The 20,921-nt window shown below is 63.8% G+C and carries 19 protein-coding genes and 1 other RNA gene; 11 read left to right on the top strand and 9 right to left on the bottom strand.

The features are described from left to right. Window position 1 precedes the first annotated feature (1 nt). Window positions 2-862: an ABC transporter ATP-binding protein gene (locus tag MWN76_RS19325; RefSeq protein WP_250464547.1), complete on the top strand. Its 861-nt coding sequence runs from the start codon at window positions 2-4 to the stop codon at window positions 860-862. Between the two features lie 72 nt (window positions 863-934). Then, window positions 935-2,149 carry an alginate export family protein gene (locus MWN76_RS19330; protein ID WP_250464549.1) on the top strand — a complete coding sequence of 405 codons (1,215 nt, stop codon included), beginning with the start codon at window positions 935-937 and terminating at the stop codon, window positions 2,147-2,149. Between the two features lie 182 nt (window positions 2,150-2,331). Here the strand turns inward: MWN76_RS19330 and MWN76_RS19335 are convergent, their stop codons facing one another. Next, window positions 2,332-4,224 carry a M2 family metallopeptidase gene (locus MWN76_RS19335; RefSeq protein ID WP_250464551.1) on the bottom strand — a complete coding sequence of 631 codons (1,893 nt, stop codon included), beginning with the start codon at window positions 4,222-4,224 and terminating at the stop codon, window positions 2,332-2,334. Between the two features lie 191 nt (window positions 4,225-4,415). Continuing rightward, window positions 4,416-4,513: signal recognition particle sRNA small type (gene ffs, locus MWN76_RS19340), an RNA gene on the bottom strand. A 140-nt stretch (window positions 4,514-4,653) separates the two neighbouring features. On the opposite strand from ffs, the gene MWN76_RS19345 reads away from it, so the two are divergent. After that, window positions 4,654-5,514 (top strand): 6-carboxytetrahydropterin synthase, encoded by an 861-nt coding sequence (locus tag MWN76_RS19345; protein ID WP_250464553.1) that lies wholly within the window; start codon window positions 4,654-4,656, stop codon window positions 5,512-5,514. Between the two features lie 19 nt (window positions 5,515-5,533). Here MWN76_RS19345 and chrA read toward each other — a convergent pair whose 3' ends face one another. Then, window positions 5,534-6,718 carry a chromate efflux transporter gene (gene chrA, locus MWN76_RS19350; protein ID WP_250464555.1) on the bottom strand — a complete coding sequence of 395 codons (1,185 nt, stop codon included), beginning with the start codon at window positions 6,716-6,718 and terminating at the stop codon, window positions 5,534-5,536. An 82-nt stretch (window positions 6,719-6,800) separates the two neighbouring features. Between chrA and MWN76_RS19355 the strand changes: the two genes are divergently transcribed. After that, window positions 6,801-7,517, top strand: coding sequence for a 16S rRNA (uracil(1498)-N(3))-methyltransferase (locus tag MWN76_RS19355; protein WP_250464557.1), 717 nt, complete (start codon window positions 6,801-6,803; stop codon window positions 7,515-7,517). 247 nt (window positions 7,518-7,764) lie between these two features. Here the strand turns inward: MWN76_RS19355 and ald are convergent, their stop codons facing one another. Next, a complete protein-coding gene (ald, locus tag MWN76_RS19360; protein ID WP_250464559.1) occupies window positions 7,765-8,910 on the bottom strand; it encodes an alanine dehydrogenase in 1,146 nt (381 codons plus the stop codon). Window positions 8,911-9,108: 198 nt separating this feature from the next. Here ald and MWN76_RS19365 point away from each other — a divergent pair, with 198 nt between their 5' ends. Further along, window positions 9,109-9,594, top strand: coding sequence for an Lrp/AsnC ligand binding domain-containing protein (locus MWN76_RS19365; protein ID WP_250464561.1), 486 nt, complete (start codon window positions 9,109-9,111; stop codon window positions 9,592-9,594). 135 nt (window positions 9,595-9,729) lie between these two features. Here the strand turns inward: MWN76_RS19365 and MWN76_RS19370 are convergent, their stop codons facing one another. The 3 genes from MWN76_RS19370 to putP all read right to left on the bottom strand — a co-directional run bounded on the left by MWN76_RS19370 (window position 9,730) and on the right by putP (window position 12,612). Next, window positions 9,730-10,194 (bottom strand): Mpo1 family 2-hydroxy fatty acid dioxygenase, encoded by a 465-nt coding sequence (locus MWN76_RS19370; RefSeq protein ID WP_250464563.1) that lies wholly within the window; start codon window positions 10,192-10,194, stop codon window positions 9,730-9,732. 295 nt (window positions 10,195-10,489) lie between these two features. Beyond that, the gene (locus tag MWN76_RS19375; protein ID WP_250464565.1) at window positions 10,490-11,002 is read right to left on the bottom strand and encodes an O-acetyl-ADP-ribose deacetylase; all 513 of its coding nucleotides are present in this window, start codon (window positions 11,000-11,002) and stop codon (window positions 10,490-10,492) included. Between the two features lie 137 nt (window positions 11,003-11,139). Continuing rightward, entirely contained in the window at window positions 11,140-12,612 is a 1,473-nt protein-coding gene (gene putP / locus MWN76_RS19380) for a sodium/proline symporter PutP (RefSeq protein ID WP_250464567.1), read from the bottom strand. Window positions 12,613-12,810: 198 nt separating this feature from the next. Here putP and MWN76_RS19385 point away from each other — a divergent pair, with 198 nt between their 5' ends. Further along, complete coding sequence (locus MWN76_RS19385) at window positions 12,811-13,407, top strand: hypothetical protein (RefSeq protein ID WP_250464568.1); 597 nt, start codon at window positions 12,811-12,813, stop codon at window positions 13,405-13,407. On the opposite strand, the gene ttcA is transcribed toward MWN76_RS19385, so the two are convergent. Both ttcA and MWN76_RS19395 read right to left on the bottom strand, forming a co-directional pair. Further along, window positions 13,292-14,209 carry a tRNA 2-thiocytidine(32) synthetase TtcA gene (ttcA, locus tag MWN76_RS19390; RefSeq protein ID WP_250464570.1) on the bottom strand — a complete coding sequence of 306 codons (918 nt, stop codon included), beginning with the start codon at window positions 14,207-14,209 and terminating at the stop codon, window positions 13,292-13,294. The two genes, MWN76_RS19385 and ttcA, sit on opposite strands and share 116 nt — an antisense overlap. Before the next feature lie 240 nt (window positions 14,210-14,449). After that, window positions 14,450-15,118: an arylesterase gene (locus tag MWN76_RS19395; RefSeq protein ID WP_250464572.1), complete on the bottom strand. Its 669-nt coding sequence runs from the start codon at window positions 15,116-15,118 to the stop codon at window positions 14,450-14,452. Window positions 15,119-15,410: 292 nt separating this feature from the next. On the opposite strand from MWN76_RS19395, the gene MWN76_RS19400 reads away from it, so the two are divergent. From MWN76_RS19400 to MWN76_RS19420, 5 genes are all read left to right on the top strand, one after another. Beyond that, window positions 15,411-16,145, top strand: coding sequence for an ABC transporter ATP-binding protein (locus MWN76_RS19400; protein ID WP_250464574.1), 735 nt, complete (start codon window positions 15,411-15,413; stop codon window positions 16,143-16,145). Further along, the gene (locus MWN76_RS19405; RefSeq protein ID WP_250464576.1) at window positions 16,145-18,610 is read left to right on the top strand and encodes an ABC transporter permease; all 2,466 of its coding nucleotides are present in this window, start codon (window positions 16,145-16,147) and stop codon (window positions 18,608-18,610) included. Before MWN76_RS19400 ends, MWN76_RS19405 begins: the two co-directional genes overlap by 1 nt. Window positions 18,611-18,723: 113 nt before the next feature. Further along, the gene (gene bioA / locus MWN76_RS19410) at window positions 18,724-20,007 is read left to right on the top strand and encodes an adenosylmethionine--8-amino-7-oxononanoate transaminase (protein ID WP_250464579.1); all 1,284 of its coding nucleotides are present in this window, start codon (window positions 18,724-18,726) and stop codon (window positions 20,005-20,007) included. 71 nt (window positions 20,008-20,078) lie between these two features. Then, complete coding sequence (locus tag MWN76_RS19415; protein ID WP_250464580.1) at window positions 20,079-20,534, top strand: hypothetical protein; 456 nt, start codon at window positions 20,079-20,081, stop codon at window positions 20,532-20,534. Window positions 20,535-20,604: 70 nt separating this feature from the next. Further along, window positions 20,605-20,871, top strand: a complete 267-nt coding sequence (locus MWN76_RS19420; RefSeq protein ID WP_250464583.1) for a PepSY domain-containing protein — start codon at window positions 20,605-20,607, stop codon at window positions 20,869-20,871. The last annotated feature ends 50 nt before the right edge of the window (window positions 20,872-20,921 follow it).

Below are 20,921 nucleotides of genomic sequence, written 5' to 3' on the forward strand. Positions count from 1 at the left end.
AATGAGTGCACTACTGGATATCAGCCATATCGATATGGAATTTCCCACCCCCGGGGGCACCTTCACCGCCCTGCGCGACGTGGACCTGCAGATTGAAAAAGGTGAGTTCGTGTCGCTGATCGGTCATTCGGGCTGTGGTAAATCCACAGTACTGAATGTGGTTTCCGGCCTCTATCGGGCCACCCGCGGCGGGGTGATCCTGAACGGAAAGGAGGTGACAGAACCCGGCCCCGAGCGGGCAGTGGTGTTCCAGAACCATTCCCTGCTGCCCTGGCTCAGCGCCTATGAAAATGTCGAGCTGGCAGTCAGGCAGGTGTTCGGCAAAACCAGAAGCCGCGGCGAAATACGGGACTGGATCGAACACAACCTGGACCTGGTGCATATGGGCCACGCCATGCACAAGCGCCCGTCGGAAATATCGGGGGGCATGAAACAGCGTGTGGGCATTGCACGCGCGCTGGCCATGCAGCCCAAGGTGCTGTTGATGGATGAACCCTTCGGTGCGCTGGACGCCCTCACCCGTGCCCATATGCAGGACTCACTGATGGAAATCCAGGCAGAACTGAATAACACCGTGATCATGATCACCCACGATGTGGACGAGGCAGTACTGCTCTCCGACCGCATTGTGATGATGACCAACGGCCCGGCCGCCACCATTGGTGAAATACTCGATGTCGGACTGCCCAGGCCACGCCACCGCCTGGATCTTGCCGACGATACCGATTACAACCGCTACCGCGCACGGGTCCTGAAGTTCCTGCACGACAGGCACGGCCGCGCCGCCCCGAATACGGAGAAAGCCGACGCAAAACAGGACACGGATACCGATAACAATAAACCCGTGGAACGCGCGGCCTGAACGGCCGGCAGAGCGGGCACACGCAATATCACCGAAAAGAAGATGACCAACCAAGCTCTCTGGGGACAGCACATGAAGCGACTTACCTTCCCATTGCAACAACTGTTGCTGGCAGCCGCAATTTCCGCCGCCATGAACACCTCCGCACAGTCCGCCGATACAGCCGCGCCCGATGCGGCCCCTGCGACGTCTTTCGGCGAAGCGCTGGGCCTTGGCGAGGTATCCCTCGGCTTCCGGGCCCGCACCGAGCAGGTGGATGCCGAAGACGCGGGGACACTGGACCTGACCAGCCTCAGGACCCGGCTGACGTATGAATCCGCCGCTTACCGGGGCTTCAGCGCCCTGGTCGAGATGGACGATGTCACCCACCTGAGCGATTTCGAAGGCGGCATCGGCGATCCGGAGGGCACCGAGGTCAACCGCGCAACGCTCAGCTACGGCCTGGGAGAAACACTGCTCAAGTACGGTCGCCAGCGCATACTGCTGGATAACCAGCGTTTTGTCGGCGGTGTCGGCTTCCGCCAGAATGAGCAGACCTACGACGGCTTTTCCATCACCGATAACAGTCTTAGCGACACCACGCTGTTTCTCGCCCATATCAATAATGTGAATCGTATTTTCGGCGAGGACAGCCCCGCCGGCGATCACAAGAATGATACCTATCTGCTGAATGCCGGGTATGCCGGGATCGGCGCCGGCACCCTGTCCGCCTATGCCTACCTGATCGACAACGAAGACGCCGCCGCCTTCTCCACCGACACATACGGCCTGCGCTTTGCCGGCGAAGCGGGCGCCGCCAGCTATGCGCTGGAGTACGCCACCCAGTCAGATGCCGCCGACAACCCGACCAGTTACGACGCCGACTACCTGCTCGCCGAGGGCGGCTACAAACTCGGCCAGGTGACGCTGAAAGCGGGCTACGAACTGCTGGGTGCGGATGGTATCGACGGCCAGTTCATCACGCCGCTGGCGACACTGCATAAATTCCAGGGCTGGAACGACAGGTTCCTCGGCGGCGGTACCGGTAATATTGCCGGTGGCATCGAGGATATCTACGCCTCTCTCGGCACCTCCCTGGCCGGGGTCAAGCTGGCCGTCAACTACCACCAGCTCAGTTCTGACGACTCGGGTGTTTCCGGCATGGACAAACTGGGCAGTGAGTACGGCTTTGTCGCCGGCGGTAAACTGGGCTTCGCCAAACTCAGCCTGAAATACAGTCGCTATACGGCCGACGATTTCAGTGTGGATACCGACAAGCTGTGGTTGACAGCCCAGGCCCAGTTCTGATCTGCACGAGTTGTTTCGCAGAGCCGCACAGCGAGCATGCTCGCTAGGCGCGCGTGTCTCCGTGCTCGTGAAGCGGGTCTTGGTCTGGAACAGGCCATCCATGGCGCAACTCCGGAGAGTTCGCTTAAGCTCCGGCCCGGCCATCCCTGGCCGGTCGCAGAGCCGCGCAGCGAGCATGCTCGCTAGGCGCGCGGCTCTGCCCAGCCGCATTGGCGGTCTTTGTTTTGTTCTTCCAGGTAATCCATCAGCGGCTGGAAATAATCGATGATCGCCGAGGCATCCAGTTCGCGCTGGCCGGTCAGGGCTTCCATCGCTTCCGGCCAGGGCTTGCTGGCGCCCATGGCCAGCATATTGCGCAGTTTCTTGCCCGCGGCATCGTTTTTGTAGATGGAGCAGCGGTGCAGCGGGCCGGTTTCGCCAGCCGCTTCGCACAACGCACGGTGGAACTGGTACTGCTGGATATGGGCCAGGAAGTAGCGCGAGTAAGGCGTATTGCCCGGGATATGGTATTTGGCACCCGGATCGAAATTGGCCTCGCTGCGCGCCACCGGCGCCTCGATGCCCTGGTATTCCTCGCGCAGTTTCCACCAGGCCTTGTTGTAGTCCCCCGGCTGCACATCGCCGTTGAATACCTGCCAGCGCCACTTGTCCACCAGCAGCCCGAACGGCAGGAAGGCAATCTTGTCCAGCGCCTGCTGCATCAGGAAGCCGATATCCTTGCTCTCGTCCGGCACTTCGTCCAGCAGCCCGATCTGCTTCAGGTATTTGGGCGTAATCGACAGCGCGATGGTATCGCCCACGGCTTCGTGGAAACCGTCGTTGGCGCCCTCCTTGTACAGGAATGGCTGGTCGTTGTAGATGCGCTGGTAGAAATTGTGGCCCAGCTCGTGGTGAATGGTCACCAGGTCCTCGCCGGTTTTGTTGATGCACATCTTGATGCGGACATCGTCCTGGCCGTCCAGATTCCAGGCGCTCGCGTGACAGACCACGTCGCGATCGCGCGGCTGGGTGAACTGGGAGCGCTCCCAGAAGGTTTCCGGCAGCGGTTTGAAGCCCAGCGAAGTAAAGAAGCGCTCACCGGCCTTGACCATTTCCTGTTCGTCCATGCCGGAATCCACCACCAGCTCGGTCAGGTCGTAGGGCGCCTGCATGTCGTCGTCCTTGACCAGCTCGTACACGTTGCCCCACTGCTGGGCCCACATATTGCCGAGCAGGTGTGCCGGAATCTTGCCCTGGGGCGGTACCACGTCGTCGCCGTAGTATTCGTTCAGCTTGGCGCGCACATGGCAGTGCAAGGCTTTGTAGAGCGGCTTGACCTTGTTCCACTGGGCGTCCATATCCGCGGCAAAGGCGTCGGGGTCCATATCGTATTTCGAGCGCCAGAAGGTGCTGAGGTTGTCGTAGCCCAGCTCCCGCGCACCGGCATTGCCTATCTCCACCTGGCGCTCATACAGCGGCTTCATCGGCGGCGCCACCTTGCGCCAGCCGGTCCACAGTTCCTTCAGCAGCGCCGGATCGCGGCTGTTGGCCATCATCTGGCCCATCTCGGTCAGGGTGTAGCATTTCTCCCCGCCGTCCTTGTCCATGCAGTATTTGCCGGCACCGTACATGCCCTGCAGCTTGGAGCCGATCTGTGCAAGTTCGGCGGTCAGCTCCGGATCCTTGGGCGCCGGGAAAACCAAGCCCTGTTTCAGCATGGTCAGCTGGCGGCGGGTTTCGTCGTCCAGCTCGACATCATCGAACCTGGCCGCCTCGGAAGCCAGCTCGACGGCCAGCCCGGTATAGCGTTCGGACGCCAGCGCCTCGACATACTGGGAATCGACATTGATATAGGTGGAAGCCAGCCAGCTCGCGTGGCTCGCCTCTTCGGCCATTTCCTCCAGGCGCGTCTGGGCATCGTCCAGGAAGGCCCGGGCGTCCTCTGCTGTCAGCTCCCCGGAAGCGGACTGCGCCGCAGTCTCCGCACTGGTCCGGGCGGTGGCGTCCGCGGACTGGACGGTTTTCTGCTCGGCCTGCCTGGAGTCGCAGCCGGCGAGTGCCGCAGTCACGGCAATGGCCAGGGCAATCTGTTTCATCGGTTCCCTCTTTAGTGTTATCTGGAATAGCTGTCGCCGTTTATAGCATAACTGCACCGGCAAGCGGGCCGGGGACGCCAGCCGGTATACGACAACGGCATAAAATTCGCCGGAGATAGCGTTTTTTTGGGAGATATTTTTGCGGGAAAAGCGGGAAGAAAGGAATCGACGGAGTGGGATTAAGGAGGCAGCCCAACCAGCAACACCCCCGGCACATGACACCACTGCTACCGTTGCTCCCTTCCGGGCCTGGCGGAGTTCACAGCTGTTCATTGCGGGGGGACCGGAAGGGCCGCCACAACGTCCTTCGGCCCGGTGTGCAAAACACCCCACAACCGAAGAGGGCGCGATTATAGAGATTAGCGGGCGCGAGTTCCAGCCCCTAAACCGGTATAATGTCGCCCGCAATTTCGTGACCCAGAGTTATCCATGCACCTGTTTGTCGACAACCTCACCAATGTAGATTTCAGCTACCTGGATCACCGGCGCGGCCTGGTCGGGGAAACCTGGTTGGCCAACGCCGTGCTGGACGGCGCGCTGGACGAACAGGGCATGGTGTGTGACTTCGGTATCGTCAAGAAGACCCTGCGCAACTGGCTCGATGACCAGCTGGACCACCGCCTGCTGGTACCGACACAGTCGCCCCACCTGACCCTGGCGCGGGACGGAGAGCGGGTCGAGCTGCACTGGCAGATCGCGGGAGGCGAGCACATCCGCGTCAGCGGCCCGGAACAGGCATTTGCACTGGTGGCCGCCGAGGCCATCGACAGCGACAGCGTGGCGCGCTGGAGTGTCCGGCAACTGGCGCCGGCCTTCCCTACCAGCGTGGAAAAATTACAGCTGTCCTTCGGCTGCGAAGAGATTGCCGACGCCTATTATCACTACAGCCACGGCCTCAAAAAACACGCCGGCAACTGCCAGCGCATCGCCCACGGCCACCGCTCCCGCATCCGGGTTTTTGTCGACGGCGCGCGCCACGGTGGATGGGAATCGAAGTGGGCCGAACGCTGGCGGGATATCTACCTGGGTACTCGCGAAGACCTGGTAACACAGGGCGACCAGCCCGAACTCCAGTTCGCCTACCGCGCACAACAGGGGGATTTCGCCCTGACAATTCCCGCCCGCCGCTGCGAACTACTGGACTGCGACACCACCGTCGAGCAACTGGCCCAGTATATCGCCGGCCAGATTGCCGCCGAGCAGCCGGGCGCGCGGGTCGAGGTACGCGCCTACGAGGGCCTCGGCAAGGGCGCCATCGCCAGTGCTGGCAAAACGGCACCGGCGCGCTGAGCGGCACCCCGCTGACGCATTACAGCAGCCCCGGCAAGGCCCCGCTCAGCCCCGCGACAATCACCAGCAGCCACACCGGCCACCTCAGCAGTTTCAGCGCGGCAAAGAACGCGGCCAGCATCCACAGGTCGCCGCCATCGCGAATCGCCGCCGGCCACACCGGATCGACCAGTGCCGCCAGCAACAACCCCACCGCGGCTGCCCCCACTCCGGCAATCGCGGCCGCCGCGGCCGGCCGACGCTGCAGCGCCTGCCAGTGCGGCATCACGCCCAGCAACAGCAGCCACCCCGGCAGGAAAATGGCCAGTGTCGCCACAGCGGCACCGGTCAGCGCCAGGCCGGCCTGCTGCCCGAGCAGCGAGCCGAGATAGGTGGAGAAGGTAAAAAGCGGCCCGGGCATTGCCTGGGCCAGGCTGTAGCCCAGCAGGAAATCCTCCGTCGGCAACTGGCGGATCAGCGGCTGCTGCTCCAGCAGTGGCAACACCACGTGGCCGCCGCCGAATACCAGCGCGCCGGCGCGGTAGAAACTGCCGGAAAGCTCGGCCAGGTAACCGCCCCAGCCACCCAGCGCTATCACCAGCAGCAGCGCAAACGACAGCAGGCAGGCCCCGGAGCCGACCCCACTTGCAGCATCCAGCCGCCTCCGGGAGAGCCCGGGCGCGCGCCCGCGCAGCAGCACAGTGCCCGCCAGCGCCGCGCCGCCGATGGCGGCGACCTGCGTCCACTGGGACGGCCAGGCCAATACGAACGCTGCGACTACGGCGGTGATGGCGCCGCGGCGCCATCCGCGGCTCAACTTGTTGCCCATCTGCCAGAGCGCATCGGCGACCACCGCCACCGCGAACACTTTCAATCCGTGAATGGCGCCGCCGAGCCAGGCACTGTCCGGCGCCCGCACCAGCCACAGGGCCGCGGCCAGCATCAGCAGCGCCGACGGCAGGGTAAAGCCGAGAAATGCACTGACCGAACCGGGCACACCGCCGCGCCGGTAGCCGATCGCCATGCCCAACTGTGAACTGGAGGGACCGGGCAGGAAGTGGCACAGCGCCACCAGCCCGGCAAAGTCCTCTTCTCCCACCAGCTTGCGGCGCGCGACAAACTCGCGCTGGAAATAGCCGATATGGGCCACGGGCCCGCCGAAGCTGTGGCATCCCAGCCGCAGGAAATCCCGGAATATCTGCCACTGCCCTGCAACTGTTTCCATCTGCGGCCCCGTGTTTCCCTTTCATCGCCTCACCGGCATCACCGCCCTATAATGGGCGCCGGTTGTCGACGAGCGTATCAAATTGAACCTGATCATTCTGGAAGCGGGCGATTTTGTCGAGCCCGGTCGCGTGCAGTTGCGCGGCCGGCGACTGCAACATATCCGCGAGGTGCACCGCGTCGCCGCCGGCGATACGCTACGGGTGGGCCTGCTGGACGGCGAAATCGGAAATGGCCGCGTGATCGCACACAGTGAAGATGGCATCGAACTGGCGGTGACGCTCGACCGGACAGCGCCGGCTCCGCTGCCCCTGACACTGATCCTGGCGCTGCCGCGGCCGAAAATGCTGAAGCGTACCATCCAGCATGTCACCGCTCTGGGTGTCAAAAAACTGTACCTGGTCAACGCCTACCGCGTGGAGAAATCCTACTGGCAGACCCCCTGGCTGGAGGCGCACAGGCTGCGCGAACAGTGCCTCCTGGGGCTGGAGCAGGCCGTGGATACGGCCATGCCGATCATCGAACTGCGCAAGCGCTTCAAACCTTTCGTCGAAGACGAGCTGCCGGCGATCGCCGCCGGCTCGCAAAGACTGGTCGCACATCCGGTAACCGAAACCCCCTGCCCGGTGGATATCGACCGGAGCACGACTCTGGCGGTGGGCCCCGAGGGCGGTTTTATTCCCTACGAAGTGGAAAAGCTCCAGCAACAGGGGTTCGAGGCCGTGCACCTGGGGCCGCGGATCCTGCGGGTGGAGACGGCGATTCCGGTGCTGTTGAGCCGGCTTTTCCCCGGGCGCTGATTTCCCGGCGCTCATGGATTGAGGCAGGAGCAAATCTTGTACTCGCCCTGCGATTTATTCCCACTCAAAAAAAAGCCGCGCAATCGCGCGGCTGGCAACTGGTGGCTCCCGCCACCGGGTCTCACAGAGCGGGGCGCAAGGGGTGCGCCCCGTGGGGAGAAAGACTGACACAGACGACAAGCGCGTTACTGTTTGTATTCTGCCTCAGAAAATTCTCGTGCGGCCGCTGTGGCGGCCGCCCGTTCAATCAGGCTGCAGCGCCCTCGCCCACGGCGGATTTCTGCAGCGCCAGTTTCGGGTCGACGTATTCGTAACCCAGCACATCGGCCACCGCTTCGTAGGTCACCATGCCTGCGTGAACGTTCAGGCCTTCCAGCAGGTTGGCGTCGTCCAGCAGCGCCTGCTTGGCGCCCTTGTTGGCCAGCGCCACCGCAAACGGCAGGGTGGCGTTGTTCAGGGCCATGGTGGAGGTGCGCGCTACGCCGCCGGGCATGTTGGCAACACAGTAGTGCACGACACCGTCGACCACATAAGTCGGCTCCTGGTGCGTGGTCGCCTTGGAGGTCTCGAAGCAGCCGCCCTGGTCGATGGCCACGTCCACGACTACAGCGCCCTTCTTCATGCGGCTGATGTGATCGCGGGTCAGCAGTTTCGGCGCCGCGGCGCCCGGAATCAGAACCGCACCGATCACCAGGTCGGCTTCCAGCGCATGGGTCTCGATCGCGTCGTTGGTGGAGTATTCAGTGCGCACGGCGCCACCGAAGATATCGTCCAGCTGGCGCAGGCGCGGCAGCGAGCGGTCGAGGATGGTCACGTCGGCGCCCATACCCAGGGCCATCTTGGCCGCGTTGGTACCGACCACACCGCCACCGATAATCAGCACCTTGGCCGGCGCTACGCCGGGCACGCCGCCCAGCAGCACGCCGAGACCACCCTGGGCTTTCTCCAGGTGGTGCGCGCCGCACTGTACGGACATACGGCCGGCCACTTCGGACATCGGCGCCAGCAGCGGCAGGCCGCCGAAACGGTCGGTGACGGTTTCATAGGCAATACAGGTGGCACCTGATTTCACCAGCAGCTCGGTCTGCTTGGGATCCGGCGCCAGGTGCAGGTAGGTGTACAGCAGTTGACCGGGGCGCAGCATCTCGCACTCGTGGGGCTGCGGCTCCTTCACCTTGACGATCATATCGGCGCTGGCGAAGATTTCCTCCGGCGTATCGATGATTTTGGCACCCGCCTGTTCGTACATCTCATCGGTAAAACCGATGGCGGAGCCACCGTCTTTCTGCACGATCACTTCGTGGCCGTGGCCAACCAGCTCGCGCGCGCTCGCCGGCGTCAGGCCGATGCGGTACTCGTGGTTCTTGATCTCTTTCGGGACACCAATCAACATTTTTGTACTCCTCATTTGCCGCCGGCGCCCGCTTCTTCGCGTGACGGATCCACCGGCCCTGCCTCTGTGATTTCCCCCAGTATAGGGCCGTCCTATAAGTCGATTTGTGGTAGATTTAATTTCAAACCAGTGGAATCCACTATATCGGGCGCCAGAGCGCACACTTTTCGAACAAAATGACTACCCGGAGAACAGGCTATGCGCAGGCGAGCCAATGAACTGAGTACCATCGACCGCAATATACTGCGGGTCCTGCAGAAGAATGGCCGCACCAGCTACGCGGAACTGGCCCGCCAGGTGGGCCTGACCGCGACCCCCTGTGTGGAACGGGTAAGGCGCCTCGAAAGCGACGGTGTCATCCAGGGCTATACCACCCTGATCAACCCGGAATATCTCGATGCGGCACTGGTGGTGTTCGTACAGATACGCCTTAACCGCTCCGCCCAGGACGCTTTCGAGGAGTTCCGCAACGCCGTGGCGGCGCTGCCGGAGGTACAGGAGTGCTACCTGGTATCGGGCAATTTCGACTACCTGATCAAGGCCCGGGTGGCCGATATGAGCGCCTACCGCAAATTCTACGGCGAGACACTGCTGACGCTACCGGAAGTACAGGAGTGCACCAGCTATGTGGTAATGGAGCAGGTGAAGGAGACGCTGGAGGTACCGGTGCATTACAACCGGTGAATGCGGAATAATGATGAATGCGGACAAGGTGTGCCGCGCACACCTTATTCGCATCTGCCACGACCATTATTTCGGGCATTCAGGCGCGGCCCCCAATTCCGGCAGCCTGCGCCGTGCCCGATCGCGTATTCCGAATTAATACCGAATGCCGAGCTGGCGATAGATAAAGCCGATCACCCACGCCGGGCCGATCAGCAGGAACTGGATATCCTTGAAAAACGAGGGTTTCTTGCCCTCGATATGGTGGCCGATGAACTGCAGTATCCACATGGCCACAAACAGCGCCAGCGATGTCTGCCAGACAGAGATTCCCAACCGCTCGACGACGGACCAGCCCCACAGGCAGACCACGCTGACGGCCGCCATGCCCAGGGCCAGCGGCAGGGACATGAACAGGTAGAAAAGCAGGGTAGGAATCAGTGCCACCACGGCCCAGTTCAGCCAGGGCACCTGCGCCATGAAGGCGGGCTGCGGAATCGCCCACAGCAGGCCCACCACGGTGGCGTAGATCACCGGCACGGCAATCCAGTGAATGGCCTTGTTGGCCGGGTTCTGGTGGCTTTCACCGTACTCCTCAAACCACTGTTGAGCGCTGCGCATGGTCTTGTCCTCTCTCGTTCTTATTATCGAAAACGGCATCAATGATCAAATATCGACTGCCAAATATCAATGACCAGATGATCGGGATGATTCACAAAAAGTGAATCACCGGTCAATGGTCTTTTGACGCCGACACCAGTGTGCTGTGCGGGAAGTTCGCGAACAAAGGAGCACAGCCAAAGCGCTCAGATCAAGGCGAGAAAGCGCTGGAATAGCAGGGTTATTTCAAGCTTTCTCAACGCAGAGCTGGGCGCTTTGGCGCAGCGAACTGTTTGCGGGTTCCCCGTACAGCACACTAGCGCCTTACGACCGCCTCGAGCTGTTGCCGGTACAGTTCCGCCATCGCCTCGTCGAAGCAGCAGAAGATCACCCTCTGCGGCTGGCTGTCCCGTTCCAGGTGCGCCTGCACCTGCTCCACCGCTATTTCCACCGCCCGTTCCGGCGGGTAGTCGTAGACGCCACAACTGATGGCCGGGAAGGCGATGGAGGCCATGCCCTCGCGCCGCGCCAGCGCCAGGCACTGGCGGTAGCAGCCGGTCAGCAGTTCGGGCTCACCAAGATTGCCGCCGCGCCAGACCGGACCCACAGTGTGGTAGACGCGTTTGACGGGGATGGAAAAGGCAGGGGTCGCGCGCACCTCGCCGACAGGGCAGCCGCCGATCTCCCGGCAGGCCTCCAGCAGGCGGGGCCCCGCCGCGCGGTGAATGGCCCCGTCTACCCCACCGCCACCCTGCAGGTGCTGGTTGGCGGCATTGACGATTACATCGACTTGTAATCGAGTGATATCACCGAGATGGACTTCGATCACTCAGTTTCTCCAACCGCTTTGTTACATAATGGCTGCGGATGGAATTCCATTTCGCCTCACAACAGGAGTTCATGATCTTCCCCCGAAGGGGGCCGGACAGCGCTCTGGCGCGCTGCCGCGCAACAATCCGTCGCCGGCTACCCCAACACTTTGCGGTGGCGCTCGGCGACAGCATCCGGACATTTCGTCACTGCGCTAACTATCACGATAGCAGCTGCAGAGAGAACGAAGCCGGGCAGCAGTTCGTAGAGCTCGAAGATTCCGCCCGACAACAACTTCCACACCACGACGGTCACACCGCCGACAACGACACCGGCGATGGCACCGGCGCCGGTCATGCGCGACCAGAAGAGGCTGATCAATGTGGCCGGCCCGAACGCCGCCCCCAGGCCAGCCCAGGCGTAGGCCACGATCTCCAGTACCTTGGATTCGGGATCCATGGCCACCGCCACCGCGATCAGCGACAGCGCAACCACCGCCCAACGACCCACTTTCACCATCGCCTCCGGGCTGGTCTCGCGACCGAACCAGACGTGATAGATATCCTCCGCCAGCGCCGCCGAAGACACCAGCAGCTGTGAATCCGCGGTGCTCATGATCGCCGACAGGATGGCCGCCAGCAGAATACCCGCCACCACCGGGTGGAACAGGGTTTCCACCAGCACCATAAAGACTTTTTCACTCTCCTTGTCCGACAGGACCGGCTGGATTTCCAGGTGGCCGAACAGCCCCACGGCCAGTGCACCGAGGAAACCGAACAGCGACCAGACCGCCGCCACAGACGCGGCCGCGGGCACATCCTCCGGGCGCCGCACCGCCATAAAGCGCGCCACGATATGCGGCTGGCCGAAATAGCCCAGTCCCCAGGCGAGAGAACTCAGGATGGCGACGATGCCCAGCGCCTGGCCTGTGTTGTCCGTCATCCAGTGCATCAGCTCCGGCACCCTATCCTGCAGCCTGGCCCAACTGGCGGCAAAGCCCCCCTCGTCGTTGATCAACACCAGCGGCACGATCACCAGCGCCAGGCTCATCAACAACCCCTGGAACACGTCGGTCCAGGATACCGCCAGGAAACCGCCGAACAGGGTGTAGGAGATCACCGCCACCGCACCGACAACCACGGCCCAGCGGTAGTCCCAATCGAACACCGCCTCGAACAGGATACCGCCCGATTTCAGCCCCGAAGCCACGTAGAACAGGAAAAACAGCAGGATGAAAAATGCGCAGGCAGTGCGCAGGTAGGGGTGCCCCATATTGAAGCGCCGGTGCAGGTAGGCCGGTACCGTCAGCGCGTCGTCCAGCTCGTAGGTGTAGACCCGCAGCCGCCGCGCCATGGTCATCCAGCTCAAGACGATACCGGAAAACAGGCCGATCGCGATCCAGCCCGCGGACAGCCCCGAGGCATAGGCGGCGCCGGGCAGAGCCAGCAACAGCCAGCCGCTCATATCCGAGGCACCGGCGGACAGCGCCGCCACCGCCGGCGGCAGCGAGCGGCCGCCGAGAAAATAATCGCTGGCATTCTTGGTGCGCAGGTAGGCGTAGACGCCGATTGCCAGGATAAATGCCAGGTAAGCAACAAAAGTCAGTGCGACCAGCCATTGAGAAGTCATGGAGAATCCCTGTTCTGAAAGAGGGCGTCCGGGAGCAAAAAACCTCCTGCACCGAAAGACTTTGAGTGCAGGAACCCCCTCTGCAGCGGACGCCGGGGCCAATAATTGTGTTTATTGCGCGTAAATCTACTAATTCGCTGGCAGCAGCTCAATCCACAAACTACATATTGGAAAAGACATGGAGAGGCAGACAAGACTATGGGTATCTGTCTGGACGAGCTGCGACAGCTGGTCATTCGTCCGACCCTCAAGCATCTGCGCAACTGGTCGCCGGGAATGGAAAACCTGTTGCTGGGCACCGCCGCCCAGGAATCACAACTGGGGTTTCACCTGAAACAGGGGCGCCGCCACGGACTCGGCATCTACCAGATCCAGCCGCACACACACCGGGAGATCTGGGACGAATACCTGATCGACCACTCCGCCCTGGCCTCCAAGGTACGCGGCCTGGCCAGCCAGCGGGATTTCCTCGACCACCCCCACAGCGAACTGGCCACCAACCTGCGCTACGCCACCGCCATCGCCTGGCTGATCTACCGCGCGGCACACGTCTACAAAGTGGACGAAGGGGATATTGCGGCCATGGCGCGGCTGTGGCACCAGCACTTCCACCACGGGCCGGCCGCGTCCGCGCGGGACTTCGAGTGTAGCTATGCGCGACTGATCAGCGCCGCCGATCCTACAGATTGCGCGCCTCGATATAGCGGGGAGGCTCATCAGCCGCGTCATCGGGGACCCAGGAGTGCACCTGGCGCTCGATTGAGCGGTCAACCTTCCCGCCAGCCTCTGGCGTAGAGCGGTCCAGCGCCAGGTTCTCGAAATCGTACAGGTCCCGGTCCGCCAGCTGCGACGGCGACACCCGGGTCAGTGAGGCGAAGATATTCTCGCTGCGCCCCGGGAACTTGCTGTCCCAGTCCCTCAACATCTGCTTGATCGCCTGGCGCTGCAGGTTCTCCTGGCTGCCGCACAGGTTGCAGGGAATGATCGGAAACTGCCTGATCTGGGCGAACTGCTCGATATCCGTCTCGCGACAATAGGCCAGCGGGCGGATGACGATATTGCGGCCGTCGTCGGCACGCAGCTTGGGCGGCATCGCTTTCAGGCGGCCACCGTAGAACATGTTCAGGAACAGCGTCTCGACGATATCGTCCTTGTGGTGCCCCAGCGCCACCTTGGTGGCACCGATCTCCTCGGCAAAACCGTATAGGGTGCCGCGGCGCAGCCGCGAGCAGAGACCGCAGGTGGTCTTGCCCTCCGGAATCACCTCCTTTACCACCGAATAGGTATCCTTCTCCACAATGTGGTACGGCACCCCCAGGGACTGCAGGTACTCCGGCAGCACATGCTCCGGGAAGCCCGGCTGCTTCTGGTCCATATTCACCGCCACCAGTTCGAAACGGACCGGCGCCGTCTTCTGCAGGTTCAGCAGAATATCCAGCATGGCGTAGGAATCCTTGCCGCCGGACAGACACACCATGATCCTGTCGCCCTCCTCGATCATATTGAAATCGGCGATGGCGCGACCCACATTGCGGCGCAGGCGCTTCTGCAGCTTGTTGAATTCCAGCCGCTCGCGGCGGTTTTCCAGTTCGGACATGGTGGTTCTCTTACAAACGGGACTCGGGACTCGGGACTCGGGACTCGGGACTCGGGCCGAAAGTTTAATGCGAAGGCCCTGGTACCGGGATTCGTTTGCGGGACTGTCTGCGAGAAGGACCTCGCAGACAAGCCCCCATAGATGGGTTCACGGCGTGTCCCGCAAACGAATCCCGGTACCAGGGCCGCCACGGAGCTCGAACACGGCCCCGCCAAAAACACGCGATTGTACGCATTTCGATCACGGAGTACACGACTGCGCATCCGCCTCCTCACCCAACATCGCCTCCACACAGGGCCAGACATGCTCCAGCAGGGCCGGCTGGGCCTCGGCGGTGGGGTGGATACCGTCGGTCTGCATGGCGCCCTCCTCCAGCGCCACCGGCTCCAGGAAAAAGGGCAGGAACGGAATCCCCGCCGCCTCCGCCACCCGCGGGTAGACGGCCGCGAACGCCTCTGTATAGGCGCGACCGTAGTTCGGCGGCATACGCATGCCCAGCAGCAACACCTCGGCACCGGCCTTGTCGGCCAGTTTCACCATCTGCTGCAGATTGCGGGCGAGGGCCTGCGGCGGATAGCCGCGCAGGCCGTCGTTGCCACCCAGCTCCACGATCAGCCAGCGCGGCTCGTGCTCCGACAACAGCCGCGGCAGCCGCGCCAGGCCGCCGGACGTGGTCTCACCGCTGACACTGGCATTCACCACCTCCACCGGGCTCTCCCGCGCCGCCAGCCGGTCGCGCAGCAACTGCACCCAGCCCCGGGCCTCATCGATACCGTAGGCCGCACTGATACTGTCCCCCAGCACCACCAGTTTGTCCGCCGCCGAGGCCTGGGCGGCTGCGAACGGGATCAACAGCAGCAGGCACAAGCCAAAATGCGCGGCCAGGCGCCGGAAAAAATCAGTCGTCATGTCATACTCTCCACTGCTTTTAACGTATCAATCTGCGGGACTCGAAAAGAATACCGCAGTCAGATGCAAAGGCGCTGCTGCCGGGGGAAGTTTGCGGGACCGTATGAGACAGGGATGTCGATTACGAGCGTAGGGCCGGCCCCGCGAGCGAAGCGAGTGCTTTGGGTCCAGGGACGTATTCACTGGGGGGCGCCCAGCCCGTGTCCCGCAAACTTCCCCCGGCAGCAGGGCCGCCACAACCCCCTCTTACAGGCAAGAGGGATGCGTAACCAGGCAGAACAAGGAATCCAGCATGTCCGCCGTACTCAGGGCCGAAAGTTTACACCTCCGCGTGGCCACCGGCGAGGGCCCGCTGACGCTGTTGAACAACATCTCCCTGCAACTCGCCCGCGGCGAGAGCCTCGCCATCACCGGCGCCTCCGGCTCCGGCAAGTCCACGCTGCTGGGCCTGCTGGCCGGGCTCGACGTGCCCAGCGAGGGCAGAATCTGGCTCGGCGGCGAGGAAATTACCGCCATGGACGAAGAACAGCGCGCCGCCCTGCGCGCCCGCTGTGTCGGCTTCGTCTTCCAGACCTTCCAGTTGCTGCCCGGCCTCACCGCGCGGGAAAACGTCATGCTACCCAGCGAACTGCGCGGCGAGCGCAGCGCCGCCAGGCGCGCCGGGGAGTTCCTGGCCCGCGTCGGCCTCGAGCACCGCCTGCACCACTACCCGCGCCAGCTCTCCGGCGGCGAACAGCAGCGTGTCGCCCTCGCCCGCGCCTTCTGCAGCATTGCGGGCAGCAGCGACAGCGAAAACGACGGTATCCTGTTCGCCGACGAACCCACCGGCAGCCTCGACGCCGGCAACGGCGAGAAAATCATCGACCTGCTGTTCCAGCTCAATGCCGAATCCGCCACCACCCTGGTGCTGGTCACCCACGAACAGCGCCTGGCCGAACGCTGCCAGTCCCACCTGCGCATGGCCGCCGGCGAAGTCGAAATTGCCGGCTCCGCCCCCGGCGACAACCTCTCGGAGGTGTCCGCCTGATGCTGCCGCTCAAGCTACTCTTCCGGGACTGGCGCGGCGGCGAACTGGCGCTGATCGCCACAGCGCTGGTGCTGGCGGTCAGCTGCGTGACCGCCATCGCCCATTTCACCGACCGGCTGACCCGCGCCATGCACATCCAGTCGCAGACCTTCCTGGCCGCCGAGCGGGTGCTGCGCAGCAGTGAACCCGCAGACCCGGCCTGGCTCGAGGGCGCCCGCGAGCGCGGCCTGCAGCGGGCCCAGACCGTCAGCTTCGCCTCCATGCTGTCCGCTGGCGACCAGTTCCAGTTCGCCGCCATCAAGGCCGTCAGCGGCAGCTACCCGCTGGTCGGCCAACTGGAAATGCGCCCCGCTGAGAATGCCCGCAGCCGCGTGGCCGACAGCGGACCGCCACCCGGCCAGGTGTGGCTGGAACCGCGCCTGCTGCCGCTGCTGAATCTCGAAATGGGTGACAACCTGCAGGTTGGCGACGCCGAGCTGACCGTCACCGGCCTGCTCGACCACGAACCCGACCGCAGCGACAACCTCTTCTCCATGGGCGCCCGGGTCATGATGAACCTGGAAGACCTGGCCGCCACCAACACCGTGCAACCCGGCAGCCGCGTGCGCTACCGCTACCTGTTCGCCGGCGACGACGCGGCGCTGGAAGACTACTTCCAATGGCTGCAACCGCAGTTGACCGAACACCAGCGGGTGATCGACCTGCAGGAGGGCCAGCCGCGTGTGGCCGCGGCGCTGGGTCGCGCCGAGAGCTTCCTGTACCTGGCCGGCAGCCTCGCCGTACTGCTGGCCAGTGTCGCCGTGGGCCTCGCCGCGCGCCGCTACAGCCTGCGCCACACCAGCTACGTGGCGGTCATGAAAAGCCTCGGCGCCGGCCGCGGCAAGGTACTGCGCATCTACCTCGGCCAACTCGCCGGCCTGGTCCTGCTGGCCACGGTCGCCGGGCTGCTGATCGGCTCGCTGGTACAGGCCCAGGCCGTGTCGCTAATGGCGGATTTCTTCCCAGTGGAACCGCCGCCCAGCCACTGGCGGCCGCTGCTGGTGGGGCTGGTGACCGGCATCGCCTGCGCGTTGGGTTTCGCCCTGCCGCCACTGGCGCGCCTGGCCCGCACCGATCCCATGCAGACCCTGCGCCGCGACTGGAGCAACCCGGACCGGCGCGAGTGGCTGGGGCTGGTGCTGGGCCCGGCCTCGATGCTGCTGCTGATCTGGTGGCTGTCCGGCGATATCGCCATCACCCTGGCGCTGTTCGCCGGCATGGCGCTGCTGGTGGGCGGCGCCGCGCTGGTCAACCAGCTGCTGGTGCGCGGGCACCTCTCGACCCTCGGCGGCAGCTGGCGCATCGCACTGGGCAGCCTGCAGCGCCGCGCCGCCTTCAATACGCTGCTGATCGCCGCCTTCGGTACCGGCCTGCTGGCGATGCTGGCGCTGGTGTTCGCGCGCACCACGCTGGTCGAAGAGTGGCGCATGCAGCTGCCGGACAACGCCCCCAACCACTTCCTGTTCAATATCGCCCCGCACGATGTCGACGAGCTGGAAACCATGCTGGCCGAAAACAACATCACCAGTACCGAGCTCTACCCGATGGTGCGCGGCCGCCTGGTGGCCATCAACGGCGTGCCGGCGAAGGAATACAACAAAGAGCGCGGCGGCGATCGCGTCGGCGCCCTGAACCGCGAACTGAACCTGAGCTGGACCGAGAACCTGGCCCCGGACAACCGCATTCTCGAGGGCCAGTGGTGGGACGAGACAGACGAAGGCGTCTCGGTGGAAGTGGAACTGGCGGCGCGCCTGAACCTGGCGCTCGGCGACCAGTTGCGCTTCTCCATCGGCGGCCTGGAAGTGGAGGCGCCGGTGACCAGCCTGCGCTCGCTCGACTGGAACAGCATGCGGCCGAACTTCTTCATGATTTTCGCCCCCGGCACGCTGCGGGACTTTCCGGCCACCTATATCACCAGTTTCCACCTGCCGGCGGAGAAAAAGCTGTTCGTCAACGAGCTGGTGCGCCAGTATCCCAGCGTCAGCCTGATCGAGCTGGACAAGATCATCGAGCGCATCCGCGACACCATCGGCCAGGTGTCGCTGGCGATCGAATCGGTCATGGCACTGATGCTGGTGGCCGGTGTGCTGGTGCTGATCGCCGGTGTGCGCGCCAGCATCGCCGAGCGATTGCAGGAGGCGGCGATTATCCGCACACTTGGCGGCCGCCGGCGCCTGCTGCTGAACAGCCTGCTGGTGGAATTCGGCCTGCTCGGCACCGCCGCCGGCCTGCTCGCCGCCGCCGGCGCCGAACTGACACTGGCGGTACTGTCGCAGCGGGTGTTCGAGCTGCCGTTTGCCTGGCACCCGCTGCTGTGGCTGCTGGGCCCGCTGGCCGGCGCGCTGCTGGTGGGCACCGCCGGCACCCTGGCCTGCCGCAGCTCGGTCAGCCAGCCGCCGTTGAAAGTGCTGCGCGAGCTGGCGTAAAAATTTGATACATCGTCATTCCGGCGCGGGGCCTGTGCCGGACTCGATCCAGTACCGGACTCCAGTGCCACCGAGCCCCCCTGGACTCCGGCCTTCGCCGGAGTGACGAGAGAATGAAAAAGAACACCTGTCTTATGGATCTGGATTTCGATCGCAACCACCTCTGGCACCCCTACTCCTCCCTGATCGACCCGCCGCCGGTGTACCCGGTGGAGCGCGCCGAGGGGGTGCGGATTTACCTGGAGGACGGCCGCGGCCTGATCGACGGCATGTCGTCCTGGTGGTGCGCGCTGCACGGCTACAATGTGCCGGAGCTGAACGCCGCCGCGCACCGGCAACTCGAAAAAATGTCCCACGTGATGTTCGGCGGCCTCACCCACGAGCCCGCGATCGAGCTGGGCAAACGGCTGGTGGAAATCACCCCGCAACCGCTGCAGCGGGTCTTCCTGGCCGACTCCGGTTCCGTGGCGATGGAAGTCGCGATCAAGATGGCGCTGCAGTACTGGCAGTCACGGGGTCGCAGTGAGAAAAACAGACTGCTGGCGCTGCGCAACGGCTACCACGGCGATACCTTCGGCACCATGGCCACCTGCGATCCGGTCAACGGCATGCACCACCTGTTTGCCGGCCAGTTGACCCGGCATTTCTTTGCGCCGGCACCGGCGCCGAAATTCGACCAACCCTGCGGCGACGACGATATCGCCGAACTGCGCCAGCTGATCGAACAGCACCACGCGCAACTGGCGGCGGTGACACTGGAACCCATTGTGCAGGGCGCCGGCGGCATGCGCTTCTATTCGCCGGAGTATTTAAAGCGCGTGCGCGAACTCTGCGACGAATACGACCTGCTGCTGATCGCCGACGAGATCGCCACCGGCTTCGGCCGCAGCGGCAAACTGTTCGCCTGTGAACACGCCGCTATCAGCCCGGATATCCTGGCGCTGGGCAAGGCGCTGACCGGCGGCACCATGACCCTGGCCGCAACGCTGTGCACCGACAGGGTCGCCGACGGTATCTGCCGCGGCGAGGCCGGCGTATTCATGCACGGCCCCACGTTTATGGGCAACCCGCTCGCCTGCGCCGTGTCCAATGCCAGCATCGACCTGCTGCTTTCCAGTCCCTGGCAGCAGCGGGTCGCCAGCATCGAACAGCAACTGCAGACCCAACTGGCGCCATTGCGGGAATCCGATGCGGTGGCCGACGTGCGCGCCCTCGGCGCCATCGGCGTGGTGGAGATGCGCGAACCGGTGGACATGATGCAGGTGCAGGAGGCACTGATCGATCGCGGCGTCTGGCTGCGCCCGTTCGGCAGGCTGGTCTACGCCATGCCGCCGTATGTGATCTCAGAGCGGGACCTGAGCCAGCTCACCGGCGCCATGGTGGAAGTGCTCGGGTAAAAAAACCTGCCGGCAAAGTCGCCAAATCCATCCTATGCTTAGGATCAAACTGGCAACTTGCAGAGATTCCCATGTATCGCTATATCCCCCTGATCGCAGTGCTGCTTCTCACCCTCGGCGGTTGCGGCCGCCAGAGCGACACCCACGATCCGGCCGGCGCCGATGGCTCCGCCGATGAAACCATCACCGAGACGATGGAGGAATCGGTCACACCGCCGGACCCCGACGAACCGGATACCACAATGGGCGGCCAGGACGACCAGATGGCCACGACACCGGAAGGCGACGAAAGCGAGGTGGTTGTCTGCAGTGAGGAGTGGTTCGGCTGGGTCAACGACCAGGTACTGGCCATGCACGACGGCGATATGGCCGATCTCTATCCCGGCGGCCTGCCGGAAGTGGGCAGTGAGGAGTGGTTCCTCGCCATCGACAAGCTCACCGGCGGCGATGGCGCCCACGGTCCCGATGGCGGCAGCGCCGAGTGGTGCGCGATGATACAGCAGCGCCTGCAGGACACCTCTCCCTGATCCACGCAGGCGACAAAACGGCGGCGGGCCCCAGGCCCCCGCCCTCTGGTGGGTAACCGAGGAGATACCGATGCGCCTATTGAAGCAACTACTGTTCGCCACACTGATCGCTGTCGCCGTGCAGCCCGCTGTCGCCGACGAAAAACCCCCGGCCGGCGCCATGGCACTGTCGACGCTGCTGACCAAACTGGAACAGCTGGGTTATACCCCCATCACCGATGTCTCGCTCGACAACGGCCGCTGGGAAATCGAAGCCTACAAGGGCGCGGAGAAGCGGGACCTGGAAGTGGACCCCAACAGCGGCAAGGTACTGTCGGACAGGCCCGACAACGACTGAAGCGGACCCGGCCGCGCACCGGCGGCGCGGCCGGCGTTCGGCTTTGAACT

The organism is Microbulbifer litoralis (genome assembly GCF_023634065.1).
In the GTDB taxonomy this organism is placed as follows: domain Bacteria; phylum Pseudomonadota; class Gammaproteobacteria; order Pseudomonadales; family Cellvibrionaceae; genus Microbulbifer; species Microbulbifer litoralis.